The organism is Paeniglutamicibacter sp. MACA_103, from assembly GCF_045798555.1.
GTDB lineage: Bacteria > Actinomycetota > Actinomycetes > Actinomycetales > Micrococcaceae > Paeniglutamicibacter.
The window spans coordinates 124,424-142,769 of record NZ_JBIXLN010000002.1; the positions used below are offsets into that span (position 1 = coordinate 124,424).

Consider the following 18,346-nt stretch of genomic DNA (forward strand, 5'->3'; position numbering starts at 1 on the left):
CCACAAGGAAGTCCAGTTAGGCGGTCCTAACTGAGTTCGGCTTGTGGTTTATTGCGGCAGAGCTATAGACAGTCTATCCCCCGCCGCCCATTGGACCCCGCCAACCCGACATTTTCGGGCCGAGCGGAGTCACATCATCGCTTAGCGGCGGACGAACATACCCACGGTCTCCATGTGGTGCGTGTGCGGGTAAAGGTCCAATACCTCGACCTGGTCCAAGCGGAACCCCGAGGCCATGAGATCGGCCGTGTCGCGGGCAAACGATGCAGGATCGCACGAAACATAGGAGATCTTTTTGGCGCCCGAACGAACCATCGCCGAAACGGCCGCCTTGCCGGCACCGGTGCGCGGTGGGTCAAGCACAATCGAATCCAGTTTGGCCTTGCGCGTGTTCAATTCCTTCGACAAGGTTTTCTCGACACGCCCCTGGGAAATGACCGCCTGCGGGAACTCACGCAAATTCTTCAGCGCATCCTTGCTGGTGCCCGGCGCACCCTCGATGGACAGCACCATCCCGTCATCGCCCACGGCCTGGGCCAGCGGGGCGCTGAACAGCCCGGCACCGGCGTAGAGGTCGGCAATGCGCTCCCCGTAGGCCGGCGCCAGCTGGCCCATGACCCGCTGGACCAGCGCCTCGGGGGCCAGCCGGTGGATCTGCCAGAAACCCTCGCCGGTGATGCGGTAGTCGCGCCCGGCCACGGATTCGGAAAGCCAGGTCCGCCCGCGCAGCCGCTGCAGCGCACCGCGCCCGTCGGCCGCGGAACCGCCGACCTGGGTCAGCGCCGCGGCGCTGATGCCCTCGGGCAGGCGCTTGGCGGCGCGCCCGGCGGCCCCGGCGACGGTGCCGTCCTCGATGAAGAGCACCAGGACCCCGGGCTCCCCGCCCGAGCCCACGGCAACCTCGATGCGGCCGATGCCGGCCAGCGGCAGCTTCCAGAGCTCCAGTTCGTTGATCCGGGCGTGGGCCAGCGGCATGTCGTGGACGGGGACCAGGTCGTTGGAGCGGAAGGGGCTCATGGCCAGCCGGCCCTTGGAATCCACCGCGAAGGCCGTGCGCGTGCGCCAGCCCAATCCGTCCGCCGCCTCGCCCTCCGGGGCGCGCACCTCGGTGAAGCCGTGTTCGGCCACGTCGATGCCGCCCAGGCGCTGCATCTGCTCGACGAAGATCTGTCCCTTGATGCCGCGCTGGGCGTCCAGGGAGATGTGGCCGAATTCGGCCCCGCCCACCGGCAGCACGCCGCGTGAGGCAGCCTGCAGGGAGTCTGCCTGGGACCAGAAGTGCGGCACCCGGTGTTCGGAGGCCTCGTGGACCTCGACGACGTCGCCGCGCCAGAAGCGGGCCTTCTCGCCTTCGTCGCGCACGGCAACCGACACCAGCTCGCCCGGGATGCCGTGGCGTACGAAGATCACCCGACCCTCGTGGCGGGCGACGGTGTGGCCGCCGTGGGCAGGCGCGTCCAGGCGCACCTTCAGGATGTGTTCTTGCGTGCTCATGGCATGTCTTTCGGCTTGGAAATCGGGGTTGTTGTTGAGTGTGTCTTGGACTGTGCGCCGGCCGAGCCCTCCTCGGTGGGTCCCAGGAATGTCGAGACGTCGGAGGAGGCCAGGCGCCACGGCACCGAGGCCACCACGACCCCTGGCTCGTAGTGCAGGCGGTTCTTGATGCGCATGGCGGTCTGGTTGTGCACCAGCTGCTCCCACCAGCGTCCCACCACGTATTCGGGGATGTAGACGACAATCAAGTCCCGCGGTGAATCACGCTTGATCGAGCGGATGTGCTCGATCAGCGGCGCGGAGACCTCCCGGTACGGGGAGGCCAGCACCGTGATCGGCACCGGGATGCCCAGCGCCTCCCACTGCTTCAGGGTCGCCTCGGTGCGCTCCGAGTCCGCGTCCACCACGATCGCATCGAGCTTCGAGGGACGTGCGGCGCGGGCGAAGGCCACCGCGCGCAGCACCGGCTTGCGCAGCGTGGAAACCAGCACCAGGGCGTGGACCCGGGCCGGCAGGGCGGTGGCCGAGTCCTCGGCGCCGATGGCCAGTTCCGCATCGACCTGCACGTAGTGCCGGTGCAGCGAGTCCATCATGAGGAACAGCACCGCGATGCCCAGCACCGCCAGCCACGCGCCGTGGACCAGCCGGGTGCCCAGCACGATGACCAGCACCGCGGCGGTGAGCGCAAACCCCGCGAGGTTCAGCAGGCGCGAGCGGTGGATGCGGGCGCGCACCCGCTTGGCGGGGGTCTGGGCCAGTTCGCGGCCCCAGTGCCTGATCATGCCCAGCTGGCTCAGGGTGAAGGACACGAACACGCCCACCACGTAGAGCTGGATCAGGGTCGGCACGTGGGCGTCGAACACCCAGATGAGCACGATGGCGGCAATGGCCAGGGCCAGGATGCCGTTGGAGAAGCCGAGCCTGTCGCCGCGGGTGCGCAGCTGCCGGGGCAGGTAGCCGTCGGTGGCCAGGTGCGAGGCGAGGTTGGGGAAGGAATTGAAGGAGGTGTGCGAGGCCAGCAGCAGCACCGCGACCGTCAGCCCCAGCACCAGGTACAGGCCGATGGACTGGGGCCCGAAGATCGCCTCGGCCAGCTGCCCGAGGACCGGATGCTGGATGTAGTCCGCGGGAATCGGCCCGCCGTCCAGGCTCAGGCCGGTGGCGGGGTCCTCGACCACGTGGACCTGCGCGGCGCGGGCCAGGTACATGGTCCCCAGCGTCAGCGCGCCGGCAATGAGGCCCAGCAGCAACAGCACGATCGCCGCGTTGCGGGCCTTGGGCGCGGCCAGCGTGTGCACGTTGGAGATCGGCACCTCGACGCCGGTCAGCGCGGCGGACCCGGTGGAGAAGGCGCGCAGCACCAGCAGCGCCCCGGCCAGGCCCGTGAGCCCGTGCGGGTAGTTCGGGTCCGGGACGACCTCGAAGCCTGCGCTCGGGGCGGTGCCCAGGGTGCCGGTGGCGGCCAGGATCCCGCCGGCGGCCAGCATCACCAGGACCACACCGATGAAAAGGTAGACGGGAGCGGCATTGCCGATCTTGGACCGGCCCCGCCCGCGCAGGTTCAGCACCGTCAGGACCACGACGCCGGCCGTGGCGATCCACGCCTGGCTCCCGGCCATCGCGGGGAACGCGGCGACCACGTAGTGCGAGGCCGAGGAAATCGACACGGCCACGGTCAGCACGAAGTCGACCAGCAGGGCGGCGGCCACCGTCGTCCCGGCCCGCGGGCCGAGGTTGACGGAGGCGATCTCGTAGTCGCCGCCGCCGGAGGGGTAGGCCTTCACCGACTGGCGGTAGGAGGCGATGATGACCAGCATGACGACCATGATGGCCAGGCCCACCGAGGGCGAGAAGGCCATGGCGCCCAGCCCGGCCAGCGCCAGGGTGAGTATGACCTCGTCGGGCGCGTAGGCGATGGAGGAGAGCGCGGAGGCGGAGAAAATGGGCAGCGCAAGGCGCTTGCGCAGCGGGGCCTGCTTCAGGCGCTCGGTCCTGAAGGGGCGCCCCACCAGAATCCGCTTCAAGGCGTCGAGGAATGAAAGCACGATCCAAAGCTAGCCCCCTTTGCCCGCACCTGTCATACACCACACCGTCGGGGGCGACGTGAACAATCCCGCATCGGGGAGGCGAATCGTGAAACACTGGTGTACGAACCGTGCCGCGGAGCACCGCGGGCACTTGGTGGGAACACAAAGGATGGATCATGGCGCACTTCGTCATCATGGGTTGCGGACGGGTGGGCGTGACCCTGGCCCACACGCTCGACGACGCCGGGCACTCGGTGGCGATCATCGACCAGGACGACCGCGCTTTCCGCCGTCTGCGCCGCAACTTCTCCGGCCTGAAGGTCTCCGGTGTCGGATTCGACAGGGAAACCCTGGAGCGGGCCAACATCTCCGAGGCCTACGCCTTCGCCGCGGTCTCCAGCGGCGACAACTCCAACATCCTGGCCACCCGGGTGGCCCGCGAGACCTACCACGTCCCGCACGTCGTGGCCCGGATCTACGACCCGGGACGGGCCGAGATCTACCAGCGCCTGGGCATCCCGACGGTCGCGGCGGTGCGCTGGAGCTCGGACCAGGTGCTGCGCCGGATCCTGCCCGAGCACTCGCTCCACGGGGACTACCGCGAGGCCTCCGGCCGGCTGATCCTCGGCGAGGTGAACATCCACGAGGGCTGGTTCGGCTACGGGCTCGAGGAGCTCGAGGCCGCGGCCCCGATCCGCATCGCCTACCTCTCGCGCTTTGGCGAGGGCGTGCTGCCGGTGCCCGGCATGCGCCTGCAGCAGGGCGACATCGTCCACGCCATGATGCCGGTCAACGCCGACAAGGACATCCAGAAGATCCTCTCGGTCGCACCCAAACCAACCACGGAGCAAAACACGTAATGAAGGTCATGATTGCCGGAGCAGGGTCGGTGGGCAGCTCCATCGCCAAGGAATTGATCAGCCACGGGCACGAGGTGCTGCTCATCGACGAGAAGCCCGAGGTCGTCTCGCGCGCCGGGGTGCAGGGCGCCCGCTGGCTGTTCGGGGACGCCTGCGAACTTTCTGTGCTCAAGGAAGCCAAGCTCGAGGAGGTCGACGTGGTGGTCTCCGCCACGGGCGACGACAAGGTCAACCTGGTGGTTTCCCTGCTGGCCAAGAGCGAATTCGGCGTCGGGCGCACCGTGGGCCGGGTGAACAACCCGAAGAACGACTGGATGTTCGACGACGCCTGGGGCGTCGACGTCGCGGTGAGCACCCCGCGGCTGATGACGGCCCTGGTCGAGGAGGCGGTGGAGATCGGCGACCTGGTGCGCCTGATGACGCTGCAGTCCGGGGTGGTCTCGATGGTGGAGTTCACCGTGCCGCATGACTCGACGATGATCGGGCGCACCATCGGCTCGGTGCCGTGGCCCACCGAGGCCACGGTCGTGGCGATCCTGCGCGACGACGTGCCGCTGGCGCCCAGCCAGGACGACGTCATCGAGGGCGGGGACGAGCTGTTCTTCGTGACCACGATCGTGGCCGAGGACCAGCTTCGCACCGTGCTGCGCGACTCGCGCATCGATTACTAGCCGCTTCGGGCCGTGAGCCGGGGCGGGCCCCGGATTAGGCCGGCTAGGCGACCGTTCCGGGCCTCGGCCCGCCGGTCGCTTCCTTCTGCGGCCGGGAGATCATCCAGGCGACCCACAGTCCCGCCGCATAGAGCGGCACTCCCATGGCCAGGCGCGCAGCGCCCAGGGCCGGGACATTGTCGGCGAAGTACAGCGGCACCTGGACCGCCAGCCGGGCGGCAAAGACCGCCACCACGATCCACGTCGCCCACGCGTATTGGCGGGCACGGAGCTTGTTTGCCCGCCACTGCATGTTTTCCGAGCGGATGAATCCGAAGATCACGCCCATCAGCGGCCAACGGACCGCGATGGAGACGACCAGCGCGCCGCCGTAGGCCAGGTTCGTGTAGAAGCCGGGGACGTAGTAGTCCTTCGCCTCCCCGGTGACCCGGGAGAAGATCGCGCAGATCGCCACGCCGGCCAGGCCGGTCAACGCCTGGGTGAGCGTCCCGCGGCGCACCAGGCGCAGCACCGTGAACACCAGGGCCACGGCGACCGAGGCGATCAGGGCCGTGTTCAGCTGCTGCCACAGGGTGAAGATCACCAGGAAGACCAGGCCCGGGAGCAGCGACTCGATGAGCCCGCGCACCCCGCCGATGGTCTTGAGCACGTCGATCTGCCCGTCGTGGCGGCGTTCGATGCCGGCGTTGGCGCCGATGCGCCGGGCCACATCCTCGGCGCCGGGACCGTTCTGCTGCGGCCGGGGCGTTTCTTCGTTCTGCTCGCTCATTGCGATCCGTTGTCCTTGGGGCTGCTCGTGGGCGGGATGGGGGCGGTGCGTGGCGCTAGCGGGCCGTGCGTTCGGGCAGGATCTCGTAGCGCGGGTTGAAGACCGTGGGCACCGAGTCAAGCGGCGCAACCATGCCCTCGTAGCTGATCCGGGAGCCGGCCACGAGTCCCGGGACCCGTCGCTGCCCCACGAAGACCAGGCGCAGGTGCGGCACCGCGCTCCGGCGGCCCCCCGGCGGCGCCGGATGGTCAACGACCGTCACGGTGAAGGAGGGGGCCTGGGCCCGGGGCAGGATCGTCATGGATTCGACGTAGCCGCGGTGGGAGATGCGCCCGCGCGCCGGAAGCTCGGCCAGGGACGCGAGGCGCTGGATGCCGGCGCCCGCGGGTTCGCCGGGCTGCTTGATGGCTTCGACCCGGGACGACTGCGACCGCTTGGTCTTCACCGGCTTGTCCTTGGGCACCGAATCAGCCGATCTGCGTGATTTCCGGACCGCGTTCGGGACGCTCGGTGCCGGGGGCCTGGTCGGCCGCATCGGGACGGGCCAGCGCACCGGAGGGCACCGTGAGCGGCAACAGCTCGGTCGGCGGCATCGGCGTGTCGCCGCGCACCACCACGACCTGCGCCAGGGCGTCTTCCATGGTCTTGGACTCGGTCGTGTCGGTCAGTGCTGCACCGCCGATGACGGCGCGGAGGAACCAGCGAGGCCCGTCGACGCCCAGGAAGCGCAGGGCCACGTGGCCCTGGCGTCCGTCGGGGGCGGTCTGCGGGACGCGGGCCAGCAATTCGTTGCCGAAGCGGCCGGGGACCATTTCGGTTTCCCCGCCCTGGTCCGCGATTCCGGTGGCGATCTGGGTGGAGATGCCCGGCCACAGGTCATCTGACTTGGGTGCGGCGAACACCTGGAGCTGCATGCGCGAGCCGCCGATTTCCAGGGCAACGGCAATGACGCGCTGCGTGGACTCCTCGACCTCGAGGCGCAGCTGCAATCCGGGGACCGGCTTGATCAGCAGTGCCCCCAGGTCCAGGTAGCCGTCGCGGTCCTCGAAGTCGTCCCCGTCAAAGGGCCCCTCGGTGCGTGCCGCTGCCGCTGCCGTGGGCGCGGAATCGGCCGCGGCAGCGGGGCCGCCCTGCGCCGCAGCCTCGGGGGCGTCTGCCGGGGTCTCCCCCGCCGCTTGCCTGGCCTCGTCGGAGGCCGCGGCGTTGAGTCCTGCGATGGTCTGCTCGGGCTGCGCTTCGGCGACGGCCTTCTTCTTACGCTTGAAAATCATGGCAGTTGCTTTCTTGCTGTATCGACCGTGAGATTTCGGTGGAAGGGCCTAGTGGCTGCTGTTGGCGGTTTCGAAACCACCGGTGGAGCCAAAGCCGCCGGCGCCGCGCGCGGAGTCGTCAAGGTCCTGGACCTGGACGAAGTGGGCCCGCTCGACCTTCTGGATCACCAGCTGGGCGATGCGGTCCCCGCGCTTGAGCACGATCGGGGTGGTTGCATCCGTGTTCAACAACGTGACCTTCAACTCACCACGGTACCCGGCGTCCACGGTTCCCGGCGCATTGACCACGGTCAGGCCGTGCTTGGTGGCCAGGCCCGACCGCGGGTGGATCAGCCCCACGTAGCCCAGCGGCAATGCCAGGGAGACACCGGTGGGAACCAGGGACCGCTGCCCCGGCGCCAGCGTCACGTCCTCGCGGGCGCAGAGATCGGCTCCCGCATCGCCCTCGTGTGCATAGCTCGGAACCGGCAGGTCCGGGTCAAGCATTTTCAGGGCGATATCGACTCTCGATTCGGACATGTATTTTTCCACTCCAGGGGGTTCGGGATTGAGGTTCGGGCCGCTGCACGGCCTCGGGCGTTCCCCGTTAACTCTAGTCCCTCGCGCTCCCCTGCGCTGGCCGGGAAGAGACACCCAACCGCCTATGCTTGTGGGTATGGCCGAGAACCCTTCACCAATGCACCCCGCCCCTGCCCACTTTAGAGAAAAGCTGTGGCCGTCCTGGTGGATCTGGCTCGTGACGCTGGGCCTGGGCGGCACCGCCGCCGTCGCATTCATGCCGGTGGGCGTCGGCTGGGGAGTCGTTGCCGGGATCATCGCCCTGGGCCTGATCGCCTTTGCCCTGGTCATGAGCACCCCCACGATCGAGGTGGGCCAGGACACCGTGCGCGTGGGCCGTGCCACGATTGAACGCGAATTCATCGGAGACGTCACCGGCTACCGCGGGGCGGCCGCCTACCACCAACGCGGCCCGGGCCTGAACGGGATCGCCTTCATGTGCATCCGCGGCTGGATCGACCCGGTGGTCCGGATCCAGATCACCGACGAGCGCGACTCCACCCCGTATTGGCTGGCCTCGACCCGCCGGCCCGAGGAGCTCACCGCGGCCCTCGGCGGAGTCATGGTGCAGTACCGCGAACCGGTGGAAACCAGCGAAGCAGAGGCAGGCAGCTCCCCCGACATCGCCGACGAGCCCGGCACCGCATAGGCCCTAGCGCCCCGAAAGTTGCGAAAAACGCCCGCCACCGGCCTCCGCCCGCTTTCAAGGGGCGTTTCCGGTGGCGGGCGTTGCGCTGTGCCTCAGCCCTCGCAGTCGGTGCAGAAGAGCAGGCCGTCCCTTTCCAGGGCGATCTGCGAGCGGTGCCGCACCAGGAAACAGGAGGCACAGGTGAACTCGTCCGCCTGCGCGGGCATCACCATGACCGCAAGTTCTTCGCCGGAGAGGTCGGCACCGGGCAGCTCATAGCTGTCGGCCAGGGCCGCCTCGTCTTCGTCGATGAGGTTCGAGGCGTTGGTGTTGGTGTTGCGCTGGGCCTTCAGCTCGGGCAGGGCCTCGGGCTTCTCGTCCTCTTCGGCATGCTTCCGAGGTGCATCGTAGTCGGTTGCCATAATTGCTGCTTCACACTCCGCTTGGTTCAAGCTGTTGTTCGTATCGGGTCGCCCCGGGTTCCGGTTCCGGCCCCCTGGTCAACCCACGCGTTTGGATGCGCTTATGATTCAACGCAGAATGACGCATTTTTGTGCCCGGCCGGGAACCGACTGTTCATCATTGCACCTTCGGGTGCAAAGACGGGATTTTTTACCCGCTTTTACCGATTTTTGCGCATCCCCGTGGGAATAATCATGAAGCCGGTCCGCGCCACACCAATGCACCTCTTAGGTAATTGACCCTGCAGGTGGCAGAGTTTTAGTCATAACACGACGGTTTGTGGAGGATAGTCATGCGTCAACTCCGACTGGTGGGAATCCACGAGAACGGTGAGAGCCTGCACCTGAGCAGCGAGGACGGGAACAGTTTTGTGTTGCCCGTCGATGAAGCGCTGCGCAGTGCATTGACTCGAGCAGCCCGGGCCGATCGTTCGGAGGCGCAGGCCGCGCCGTTGTCGCCCCGCGACATCCAGGCCCGGATCCGTTCCGGCGCCACGGCGGAGGAAGTGGCGGCCATTTCCGGCATGTCCCTGGAGCGCATCATGCGCTACGAGGGCCCGGTGTTGGCCGAGCGCGAATACATCGCCTCCCAGGCACGCAATGTGGAGGTCTCGGCCCCGCAGACCCATGACGGCTACCGCAGCATCTTCGGCGAGGAGCCGGCCAACCTCGGCGAGATGGTCGCCTACCGCGTCCACTCCCTGGGCATCGACGGCGAGTCCCTCGCCTGGGACGCCTGGCGTGCGGCCGATGGTTCCTGGGACGTCGTGGCCACCTTCGACCTGCCCGAAACGGACGCGAGCATCGCCCTTGACGCGGGCGCCGAGGAATCCGCGGCCCGGTGGTCCTTCCACCCCAACCGCAAGTCGCTGCAAAACGCGAACCGCTGGGCCCAGGTCCTCAGCGAACTTGAACCGCTCGACGCGCCCGTGGGCGCCCGCCGGCTGACCGCCGTCGCCGATGACCCCTTTGACGTCGAGGCCGACGGGGACGACGTCGACTTCGAGGCCGCCGTGGCCGACTCCGAACAGCTCCTGGACGCGCTCAGCGCCCGCCGCGGGCAGCGCCTGGGGCTCGACGAGGAGGGCGACGACGCCCTGGCCGCGATGCTTTCCCGCTCCCCGCACCCCGAGGACGATCCGCGCCTGGCCGGCCCGAAGCCGCAGGACGACGGGCTGCCCAGGCTCTATGACGGAGTCAGCACCCGCACCACGTCCATCTCGCTGGTGCCCAACCTGCGCCCGGATGCCCCGGAATCCGGCGACGAGGCCGGGGATTCCGAACCCGCCGCCAATGACGACGAGGCCGGCGGCAAGAAGAAGGCCAAGAGGTCCTCGGTGCCCAGCTGGGACGAGATCGTCTTCGGGCGGCGCAACAACAACGACTGATCCCCTTCGGGCATTCCGCCCACGGGAAAGGCCCGGTTTTTGGCAAGGATTCCTGCCAAAAACCGGGCCTTCGCCGTTGCCCCCTACTTCCCGGCGGGGCGCACCAGGGTCAGCAACGGGACCTCGCACTCGGCGCGCGTGAGCGAGCCGTGCTGGCCGATCATGGTGAATGCCGCGGGCTTGACCCGCCGGCCGTCGAGGAATGCAATGTCCTCCGCGGCCAGGATGAGCAGGTCCCCGATGCGCTCGCGCACGTGGTCCGCAACGGGGCCGAACAGCCCCAGGTCGATGGCCTCGTCGCGGCCGAGGACCCAGGCCTTGGCGCCGAAGCGTTCCCGCCAGGCCTCGGCCACCGCCTCGCGCTGCGCCGGCGGGGTCTGGGCATGGAAATGCAATTGCACTCCCCGCGGCTCGCCGGCGGTCAGTTCGACCCCGTCCACGAGCTCCGGGAACTCGGAGTAGTCGATCCGCCATTTCTCGTCCACGTCGACCATCCCGTGGTCGGCGGTCAGCAGCAGCAGGGTGCCGGCCGGGACCCGGGCGGCCAGGGTGCGCATGACCGAGTCCAGGTCCTCGAGCGCGTTGCCCCATTGCGCCGAGTCCTTGCCGTAGCGGTGTCCGGCCTTGTCCAGCTCGTTGAAGTAGCAGTACACCAGGGCACGGGGGTTCGCCGCGAGGATCTCGCAGGTCGCGCGCACCCGCGCGTGCGGGGACTCCGCAGCCGTGAAATCCGGGCCGCGCAACGCAGCCCGGGTCAGCGCCGAATCCTTGAACTGGGACAGCGACACCGTGGCGGTGTGCACCCCGGCGGCCGCCACCTGTTCGAACACGGTTTGGTGCGGCTGCCAGGAGGTCGGGTCCAGGTCCTTGGGCCAGCCGCCCAGCTGGTTCACCACGCGGCGGCGCGCCGGATCCACGGCGTCGTAGCCCACCACCCCGTGTTGCCCGGGTGGCAGGCCGGTGCCCAGGGAGGCGAGGGAGGCCGCGGTGGTGGAGGGGAAGGACGCGAGCAGGGTCTGCGAGTTTTCCATGAGCTTGCGCAGGAACGGGGCATGTCCCCCGCGCGCCTTGAGCAGGGCCTTGCCCAGCCCGTCGACCATCACCACGGCGATGCGGTTGGCCCTCGGGAGCCCCAGGGGGTTCTCGAAGCCCTCGATGCCCAGGGCCGCCGCGGCGCTGGGCAGCAATTCGGCGATGGTCTTGCTGCCGTAGGGCGGGGCCGCCGGCAAAGCGGTGGCCGGGGTTCTGCGGGTGCTGGTTGCCACGAGGCCGTGTTCTCCCTTGTGGCCTTAGCCCTGGTGGGTGTTTCGTCCGAAGCGCGAAGAGACGCGTCCGCGCACCTCGGCGGCCGGTGCCGGTGCGGTCCGGGCCTCGGTGCCGCGGGGGGCCGAGGCGCGGCGCATGGACTTGGCGAAGCTGCGGGCGGCTGTCACGGCCTTGACGCCGTCGGCCTCGGCGCTCACGCGCAGCACCAGGTCCTCCTGCTGGGAGGTTCCGGTGTAGCCGTGGTCGGCGTCGCAGGCGGGGTCGGCACAGCCGGCCGGGGCCAGGTCGATGCGCTGGGCTCCGGCCCAGGCGATGCCTAGGGTCAGTTCCTTGACCATGTCGCCGGTGCGGTAGTTCTGCGGCTGGTGGTAGACGTAGCTGGTGGCCACGGTGGTGACCTTGGACAGCTGGACCAACTCGGTGGAGACCTGGGCCATGACTTCCTTGCCCTTCTCGTCCAGCTGCTGGTCATCGACGTGGGTGACCAACAGCACGTCCTCGGCCAGCACCAGCACGGTGATGTGGCGGTGGACCTCGTGCTGGTCGAAGTGGGTTTCCAGGTGCACCAGGTGGGCGCCTGTCTCCCGGCCGTCGAGTGCCTCGTCGATGATGTCGGCAACCATTTTGGGGTAGAACCCGGCACGGTTGAGGTCAGCTTGCAGGTCTGGGCCCGTGGCCGAAGAAAGGGGGGTCATTCCCTTAGTCTACCGAAGGGCGCGAATCGACAGATCCCGCGGGCCGTGCGCACAGCCGCCGGCCGGGTGCCCCCGTCAGCGGCTCATGGCACGGCGTGCCGAATCGGTGCGCTGCTCGGGATTTCCCAGCCACAGCTCGACCGCAAGCACCGTGGTGCCGTTGGCGGTGGCCATGACCGGGTTGATTTCCAGCAGGGACACCTCCGGGTGGTTGTCCTTCAGCGTGGCCACGCGGTTCAGCAGGTCTTCCAGGGCGCCCAGGTCCACGGCGGGCAGTCCCTGGTAGCCGCGCAGGCGCGCCGCAGCCCGGGGGGCGCCCACCAAGTCGGACAAATCGGTGTTGGTCAGCGGCGGGGTGCCGTGCGCCCAGTCGTCAAGCAGGTTCACCGCGTCTCCGGCCAGGCCGAAGGAGACCACCGGCCCCAGCAGCGGGTCCTCGACGGCTCGGATCACGCAGCCCTGGCCGGCGGGGGCCATGGGCTGGACCTCCAGGTCGCTGGCCGCGTACGGGGCCAGGACCTCGCGCATGTGCCCGATGTTCGAGCGCAGGGACGCCTCGTCGGTGATGTTCAGCCTGACCCCGCCCAGGTCCAGCCGGTGGCGCAGGTGCTCGTCGCGGGCCTTCAGCGCGACGGGGAAGCCGAGCCGCGTCGCGGCGGCCACCGCTTCCTCGGCCGTGTCGAAGCGCGCCGATTCCAGCACCCGGATCCCGTAGTGGCCCAGCAACTGCGCCGCCTTGGACTTGGGCAGGCGCAACAGGTCGACTCCCTGCACCGTGGCCAACGCGTCCTCGATGAAGTCCTCGGCCGCCGACACGTCGATGCCGGCCGGCTCCACGACCTCGCCTTGTTCGCGTGAGCGCCACGTTGCGTAGCGCACGACGGCGGCAAGCGCGTTCACCGCCACTCCCGGGCTGGAGTAGCAGGGCAGCTCGCGGGCGTTTCCTTCCTGGTCAGTCCCGGCATCGATGAGGCCATCGGCCCGGCCCGCGGCATCGATGATGCCGGGGAAGACGGCAACGACGGTTTTCCCGGCCGTCTCGGCCACCTCGCGGATGCAGGCGGCCAGCGCCGAGGTGCCCAGCCCCGGGGTGGGCATCAGGGTGACGATGGCGCAATGCACCCCGGGGTTTTCCAGGGCCCGTTGCAGGGCGGCGGACAGGCGGGGCAGGGCGCGCGACTGGCCGTCCTCCAGCATGATCCCGGCATCCGACACCACTACCTCGAGGTGGTTCTGCCCCGCCGCGTCCGCCACCACGGAGGCCAGCGCGTCGGAGTTGGAGAGCACGGCCAACCCGTTGCCGGCGGGAAGCGGCTGGGAGGCAACGACCTGCGCGATTTCCATCAATTCCTCGTTGGTGCGCACCCGGATCACCCCGGATTGGCGCAGCATCGCATCCACGGCGGCGGTGGGCGCCTGGGTGGTGCGCACGGCGTGGCCCGGGGGCAGGCGCAGGCCCATGACATCGGACTTGGCCACGATGACGGGCTTGGAGCGCGAGAGCCGGCGGGCGATGCGGGAGAACTTGCGCGGGTTGCCGAAGGATTCCAGGTACAGGCCCACCGCGCCGGTGCCGGGGTCGTCTTCCCAGAACTGCATGGCGTCGTTGCCCGAGACGTCCGCGCGGTTCCCGGCCGAGACGATCGAGGAGACCCCGACTCCGCGGCGCACCGAGGCCGCGTACAGCAGCACCCCGATGGCGGCGGACTGGCTGAAAAGCCCCAGACTGCCGTGCTTGGGCATGCCGGGGGCCATCGAGGCGTTCATGGACGTGCCTTCGGCGGTGTTCACCAGGCCCAGGGATGCCGGGCCGATCACGCGCATGCCGTTTCCCCGGGCCAGGCGCACCAGCTCGCGTTGGCGCGCAAGCCCCGCCTCGCCGTCCTTTTCGAAGCCGCCGGTGGCGATCAACAGCCCCTTGACCCCGGCGCGTGCGCACTGCTCGATGACTTGGTGGATCTGCTCCTGCGGCACGGCGAGGACGGCGAGGTCGATGGGGCCGGGGACCTCGGCCAGCGTGGCGTAGCTCCGCATCCCGCCGAGCTCGAAGGCCTGCGGGTTGACCCCGTAGACCGCTCCGGTGAATCCGCCCTCGATGATGTTGTGCAGCAGCGTGTGCCCGACGGTCCCCCATTCGCGGCTGGCGCCGATGACCGCGATGGAGGCGGGGGCCAGCAGCCCGGCCAGCGACTTGGCCTCGGCGCGGTGCTCGCGCGATTCCATCACCGCCCGGGACTTCTCCGTGGGGTCGATGGGGAATTCGAGCATCACCACGCCCTCGTCGAAGTGCCGCTTGACCGCGTAGCCGGCCTCGGCGAAGACCGTGAGCATCTTCCGGTTCTCGGGCAGCACCTCGGCGGAGAAGCGCTCGATGTCGTTTTCCCTTGCCGCGGCGGCCAGGTGCTCGAGCAGGATCGAGCCCACGCCCATGCCCTGGTAGGCGTCGGAGATGTTGAAGGCGACCTCGGCGTCGACGGGGTCATCGAGCCGGTCGTAGCGCCCCACCCCGATGATGTCCTCGCCGCGGATGACCACGAAGGCGACCCGGTCGACGTGGTTGACCTCGGTGAAGCGCTTGAGCTCTTTGGCGGTGAGCGAGGATTTGTAAGTAAAATAGCGCATGTAGACCGACGCCTCGGATTGCCCGCGGTGCATTTTTTGCAAATTGTCGGCGTCGCTTGGTTGAATCGGGCGTAGATGTGCCGTGGATCCGTTTCGCAGGACAACGTCTGCTTCCCAATGGGACGGATATTCACCGGGTTTACGACCATCCACCATAGGCTTAGCCTAGCGGTCGGCGTCCGAAGAGCACTTGGATCGACGCGCCGGAACCGCAGCATGAGACGAAACCCGACCTTGCCCAAGGCCGGGCATCAGTACCGAATCGAGGATTCACACCAAATATGGCGCGCAAAAAGCCCGAACCACTGCCCGCAGACTTCGTGGAGCACATCGTAGACATCGATGTGACCAAGGAGATGGAGGGATCCTTCCTGGAGTACGCCTATTCGGTGATCTACTCCCGCGCCCTGCCCGATGCCCGCGACGGGCTCAAGCCGGTGCAGCGACGCATCCTCTTCATGATGTCCGAGATGGGCCTGCGCCCGGACAAGGGGCATGTGAAGAGCGCCCGCGTGGTCGGCGAGGTCATGGGCAAGCTGCACCCGCACGGCGACACCGCGATCTACGACGCGATGGTGCGCATGAGCCAGGGCTTCGCGCTGCGCCTGCCGCTGATCGACGGGCACGGAAACTTCGGCTCGCTGGACGACGGACCTGCGGCCCCGCGTTACACCGAGGCGCGGCTGGACGCCTCGGCCGTGGCGATGACCGCCAACCTCGACGAGGACGTCGTGGACTTCGTCCCGAACTACGACAACCAGTTCATGCAGCCCTCGGTGCTCCCCGCCGCGTTCCCGAACCTCCTGGTCAACGGCACCACCGGCATCGCCGTGGGCATGGCCACCAACATGGCCCCGCACAACCTCGGCGAGGTCATCGCCGCGGCCCTGCACCTGATTGCCCACCCGGATGCCGACCTGGCCGCCATCATGAAGTTCGTCCCGGGCCCGGACATGCCCACCGGCGGCAAGATCGTGGGCCTGGACGGCATCCGCGACGCCTACCGCACCGGACGCGGCACCTTCAAGACCCGCGCCAAGGTGGAGCTGGAGCAGATCACCGCCCGCCGCCAGGGCCTGGTGGTCACCGAGCTGCCCTACATGGTCGGCCCGGAAAAGGTCATCGAGAAGATCAAGGACGCGGTCAACGCCAAGAAGCTCACCGGCATCGCCGACGTGGTCGACCTCACCGACCGCAACCACGGCCTGCGCCTGGTCATCGAGCTGAAGAACGGCTTCAACCCCAACGCGGTGCTGTCCCAGCTGTACAAGTTCACCCCGATGGAGGATTCCTTCGGCATCAACAACGTTGCCCTGGTCGAGGGCCAGCCGCGCACCATGGGGCTGCTGGAACTGCTCACCGTCTACGTCGAGCACCGCCTGCTGGTGGTGCGCCGGCGCACCAGCTACCGGCTGGCGAAGAAGCTCGACCGGCTGCACCTGGTCGAGGGCCTGCTCATCGCGATCGTCGACATCGACGAGGTCATCGCCATCATCCGGTCCTCGGACGAGACGGCCCAGGCCCGCGAGCGCCTGATGACCATCTACGACCTCTCCGAGCTGCAGGCCAACCACATCCTCGAGCTGCGCCTGCGCCAGCTGACCAAGTTCTCCAGGCTGGAACTGGAAAGGGAGGCCGAGGAACTGCGCGCCGCCATCGAGGAGTTGCGGGCAATCCTGGACTCCGATGCGCTGCTGCGCGAGCTGGTCTCCGGCGAGCTGGCGGAGATGGCCGAGAAGTTCGCCACCCCGCGCCGCACGGTGCTGCTGGAATCCGAGTCCGGCGCCCCGCTGAAGGGCACGTCGATGCCCGCCGTCACGGGCACCGGCAAGGCCGCGCCGCTGAGCCTGGAGATCGCCGACGACCCCTGCCGGGTGCTGCTCTCGGCCACCGGCCAGGTCGCCCGCACCGCCTCGGCCGAACCGCTGGACGGCGCCGGGGCCCGGGTCAAGCACGACGTGCTGGCCTCCGTGGTGGCGACCAGCGCCCGCGGCGAGATCGGCGGGATCACCTCCACCGGGCGGATGCTGCGCCTGCAGGTCGTGGACCTGCCGCTGCTGCCCCCGGCCCACGGTTTCCCGCAGCTGACCGGCGGGGTGAAGGTCGACGAGTTCGCCCAGCTGGCCAAGGGCGAGAAGATGGTCGCACTGGTGCCGCTGGATGCGGTCGTGGCGCTGGGCACGGCAAACGGCGTGGTCAAGCGGCTGAGCCCGGACTACCCGTTGAACCGTGACGAGTGGGAGGCCATCACGCTCAAGGACAAGGACACCGTGGTGGGCGCCGCGGTGGGAGCCGACGACGCCGACCTGGTCTTCGCCACCAAGGGTGCGCAGCTGCTGCGCTTTGCCGCCTCCGCGGTTCGCCCCCAGGGCCGCACCGCCGGCGGCATGGCCGGCATCAAGTTGGGCGCCGACGACCAGGTGATCTTCTTCGGCGTGGTGGAGGCCGATGCCCAGGCACCGGTCTTCGTCTCGATTGCCACGGGGTCCAACACGCTGCCAGGCACCGCCTCGCATTCGGTGAAGGTCACCGACTTCGCCGAGTACCCGGTCAAGGGCAGGGCCACCGGCGGGGTGCGGGCACACCGCTTCCTGAAGGGCGAGGACCACCTGGAGCTGGCGTTTGCAGGCGCCGGACCGGCCCGGGCGTCCTCCGCGGCGGGCGTGGTGCGGGCCCTGCCCACCGAGTATGCCAAGCGCGACGGCTCCGGCGTCCCGCTGGCCCAGGGCATCGACCTGCTCGGCGGCACCCCGGTGGCCGAGGGGACGGAAACGGATGCCGAGTCGGCACCGGGTGGGCAATTGCCGTTGCCCGGCACCTCCAAGCGTGCGCCGCTGGTCGCGCCGACCGAGGACAGCTTGCCCTTTGCCGATTCCGGAGTGGTCGAGGTCGAGGCCTCCCGCCGGGTCGCCATCCAGGACTCGCTGCTGGACGGCTAACACCACACACGGGCAACAGCCACGGCAAGCGCCGCCCCCGCTCCTGGTCCAGGGGACGGGGGCGGCACTTGCGTTCGCCGTGCCGGGCCCTGCGCGTATCATCGTGCATTGCATGATTCTTCCCCACCACGAAAGAGGTTGGCATGTCGGAAAAGGTCTGGTTCTACATCGGGATCGGAATAGCCGTTTTTGCCCTGGTCAGGTTCATCGGATGGTCGTCAAAACGCTGGCCAAACAAGGACAAGAAGATCAAGGAGGCGATCCGACAGCCGAAAATCGTTCCGGTGGTCGGCTGGATGGTGCTGCTGGTCGGACTGTTGCTCATCCTCACGTCGTCGTCGAGTTCCTTGGAGTCCGGCGACGCCCTGCCGATGCGGGTCTGCGGAATCGTGTTGTTCCTTGCGGGATCATTCCTGGTGTTCATCTACGCCAACTGGTACGTCATCATCCGAGAAGATGAAGTCGTCCTCCGCACCGCCTTCCGCTACGTCCGAACAATCCGATACGACGACATCGAGCGGTACGTCTACATGCGTCGAGGGATCCTGACCTACCTCAAGGTTTGGAGCATTCACGGCGTGGTGATCGAGCTGAACCCAAGGACCTTTGACGTGTCTCCGATCGTGGCCGCCCTCGAGTCCCGCAACGCCGCCGGCAAGTAGCCGCATGAAAGCGCAGTTGCCGCGGGCAACACCCG

The 18,346-nt window shown here is 68.5% G+C and carries 16 protein-coding genes; 6 read left to right on the top strand and 10 right to left on the bottom strand.

Annotation, left to right across the window (positions count from 1 at the left end; all coding sequences use genetic code 11):
• Nucleotides 1–141: 141 nt before the first annotated feature.
• Nucleotides 142–1,494 (bottom strand): class I SAM-dependent RNA methyltransferase, encoded by a 1,353-nt coding sequence (locus tag ACIPVK_RS01525; protein ID WP_407610214.1) that lies wholly within the window; start codon nucleotides 1,492–1,494, stop codon nucleotides 142–144.
• Nucleotides 1,491–3,539 carry an APC family permease gene (locus ACIPVK_RS01530; protein WP_407610215.1) on the bottom strand — a complete coding sequence of 683 codons (2,049 nt, stop codon included), beginning with the start codon at nucleotides 3,537–3,539 and terminating at the stop codon, nucleotides 1,491–1,493. Before ACIPVK_RS01530 ends, ACIPVK_RS01525 begins: the two co-directional genes overlap by 4 nt.
• A 158-nt stretch (nucleotides 3,540–3,697) precedes the next feature.
• Here ACIPVK_RS01530 and ACIPVK_RS01535 point away from each other — a divergent pair, with 158 nt between their 5' ends.
• On the top strand, nucleotides 3,698–4,381 hold the full coding sequence (locus ACIPVK_RS01535) for a potassium channel family protein (protein ID WP_407610216.1): 684 nt from the start codon (nucleotides 3,698–3,700) through the stop codon (nucleotides 4,379–4,381).
• The gene (locus ACIPVK_RS01540) at nucleotides 4,381–5,052 is read left to right on the top strand and encodes a potassium channel family protein (protein ID WP_407610217.1); all 672 of its coding nucleotides are present in this window, start codon (nucleotides 4,381–4,383) and stop codon (nucleotides 5,050–5,052) included. Before ACIPVK_RS01535 ends, ACIPVK_RS01540 begins: the two co-directional genes overlap by 1 nt.
• A 43-nt stretch (nucleotides 5,053–5,095) precedes the next feature.
• Here ACIPVK_RS01540 and ACIPVK_RS01545 read toward each other — a convergent pair whose 3' ends face one another.
• Genes ACIPVK_RS01545 through dut form a run of 4 tightly spaced genes read right to left on the bottom strand, consistent with a single transcriptional unit; the run spans nucleotide 5,096 to nucleotide 7,611 of the window.
• Nucleotides 5,096–5,821: a DUF3159 domain-containing protein gene (locus tag ACIPVK_RS01545; protein ID WP_407610218.1), complete on the bottom strand. Its 726-nt coding sequence runs from the start codon at nucleotides 5,819–5,821 to the stop codon at nucleotides 5,096–5,098.
• 55 nt (nucleotides 5,822–5,876) lie between these two features.
• Nucleotides 5,877–6,266, bottom strand: a complete 390-nt coding sequence (locus tag ACIPVK_RS01550) for a hypothetical protein (RefSeq protein WP_407610219.1) — start codon at nucleotides 6,264–6,266, stop codon at nucleotides 5,877–5,879.
• Between the two features lie 22 nt (nucleotides 6,267–6,288).
• Nucleotides 6,289–7,092, bottom strand: a complete 804-nt coding sequence (locus ACIPVK_RS01555) for a DUF3710 domain-containing protein (protein ID WP_407610220.1) — start codon at nucleotides 7,090–7,092, stop codon at nucleotides 6,289–6,291.
• A gap of 48 nt (nucleotides 7,093–7,140) precedes the next feature.
• Nucleotides 7,141–7,611, bottom strand: a complete 471-nt coding sequence (gene dut, locus ACIPVK_RS01560; protein WP_407610221.1) for a dUTP diphosphatase — start codon at nucleotides 7,609–7,611, stop codon at nucleotides 7,141–7,143.
• Between the two features lie 136 nt (nucleotides 7,612–7,747).
• Between dut and ACIPVK_RS01565 the strand changes: the two genes are divergently transcribed.
• The gene (locus tag ACIPVK_RS01565; RefSeq protein ID WP_407610222.1) at nucleotides 7,748–8,299 is read left to right on the top strand and encodes a DUF3093 domain-containing protein; all 552 of its coding nucleotides are present in this window, start codon (nucleotides 7,748–7,750) and stop codon (nucleotides 8,297–8,299) included.
• Between the two features lie 92 nt (nucleotides 8,300–8,391).
• On the opposite strand, the gene ACIPVK_RS01570 is transcribed toward ACIPVK_RS01565, so the two are convergent.
• Nucleotides 8,392–8,700 (bottom strand): DUF4193 domain-containing protein, encoded by a 309-nt coding sequence (locus ACIPVK_RS01570; protein WP_407610223.1) that lies wholly within the window; start codon nucleotides 8,698–8,700, stop codon nucleotides 8,392–8,394.
• Between the two features lie 332 nt (nucleotides 8,701–9,032).
• Here ACIPVK_RS01570 and sepH point away from each other — a divergent pair, with 332 nt between their 5' ends.
• Entirely contained in the window at nucleotides 9,033–10,127 is a 1,095-nt protein-coding gene (gene sepH / locus ACIPVK_RS01575) for a septation protein SepH (protein WP_407610224.1), read from the top strand.
• A gap of 83 nt (nucleotides 10,128–10,210) precedes the next feature.
• Here sepH and ACIPVK_RS01580 read toward each other — a convergent pair whose 3' ends face one another.
• From ACIPVK_RS01580 to ACIPVK_RS01590, 3 genes are all read right to left on the bottom strand, one after another.
• Nucleotides 10,211–11,392, bottom strand: a complete 1,182-nt coding sequence (locus ACIPVK_RS01580; protein WP_407610225.1) for an alkaline phosphatase family protein — start codon at nucleotides 11,390–11,392, stop codon at nucleotides 10,211–10,213.
• A 24-nt stretch (nucleotides 11,393–11,416) separates the two neighbouring features.
• Nucleotides 11,417–12,088, bottom strand: coding sequence for a DUF5998 family protein (locus ACIPVK_RS01585; RefSeq protein ID WP_407610226.1), 672 nt, complete (start codon nucleotides 12,086–12,088; stop codon nucleotides 11,417–11,419).
• 75 nt (nucleotides 12,089–12,163) lie between these two features.
• The gene (locus ACIPVK_RS01590; RefSeq protein ID WP_407610227.1) at nucleotides 12,164–14,866 is read right to left on the bottom strand and encodes a GNAT family N-acetyltransferase; all 2,703 of its coding nucleotides are present in this window, start codon (nucleotides 14,864–14,866) and stop codon (nucleotides 12,164–12,166) included.
• 125 nt (nucleotides 14,867–14,991) lie between these two features.
• Here ACIPVK_RS01590 and ACIPVK_RS01595 point away from each other — a divergent pair, with 125 nt between their 5' ends.
• Together ACIPVK_RS01595 and ACIPVK_RS01600 are read left to right on the top strand one after the other, a co-directional pair.
• Nucleotides 14,992–17,649: a DNA topoisomerase (ATP-hydrolyzing) subunit A gene (locus ACIPVK_RS01595; protein ID WP_407610228.1), complete on the top strand. Its 2,658-nt coding sequence runs from the start codon at nucleotides 14,992–14,994 to the stop codon at nucleotides 17,647–17,649.
• A 143-nt stretch (nucleotides 17,650–17,792) separates the two neighbouring features.
• A complete protein-coding gene (locus ACIPVK_RS01600; protein ID WP_407610229.1) occupies nucleotides 17,793–18,311 on the top strand; it encodes a hypothetical protein in 519 nt (172 codons plus the stop codon).
• The last annotated feature ends 35 nt before the right edge of the window (nucleotides 18,312–18,346 follow it).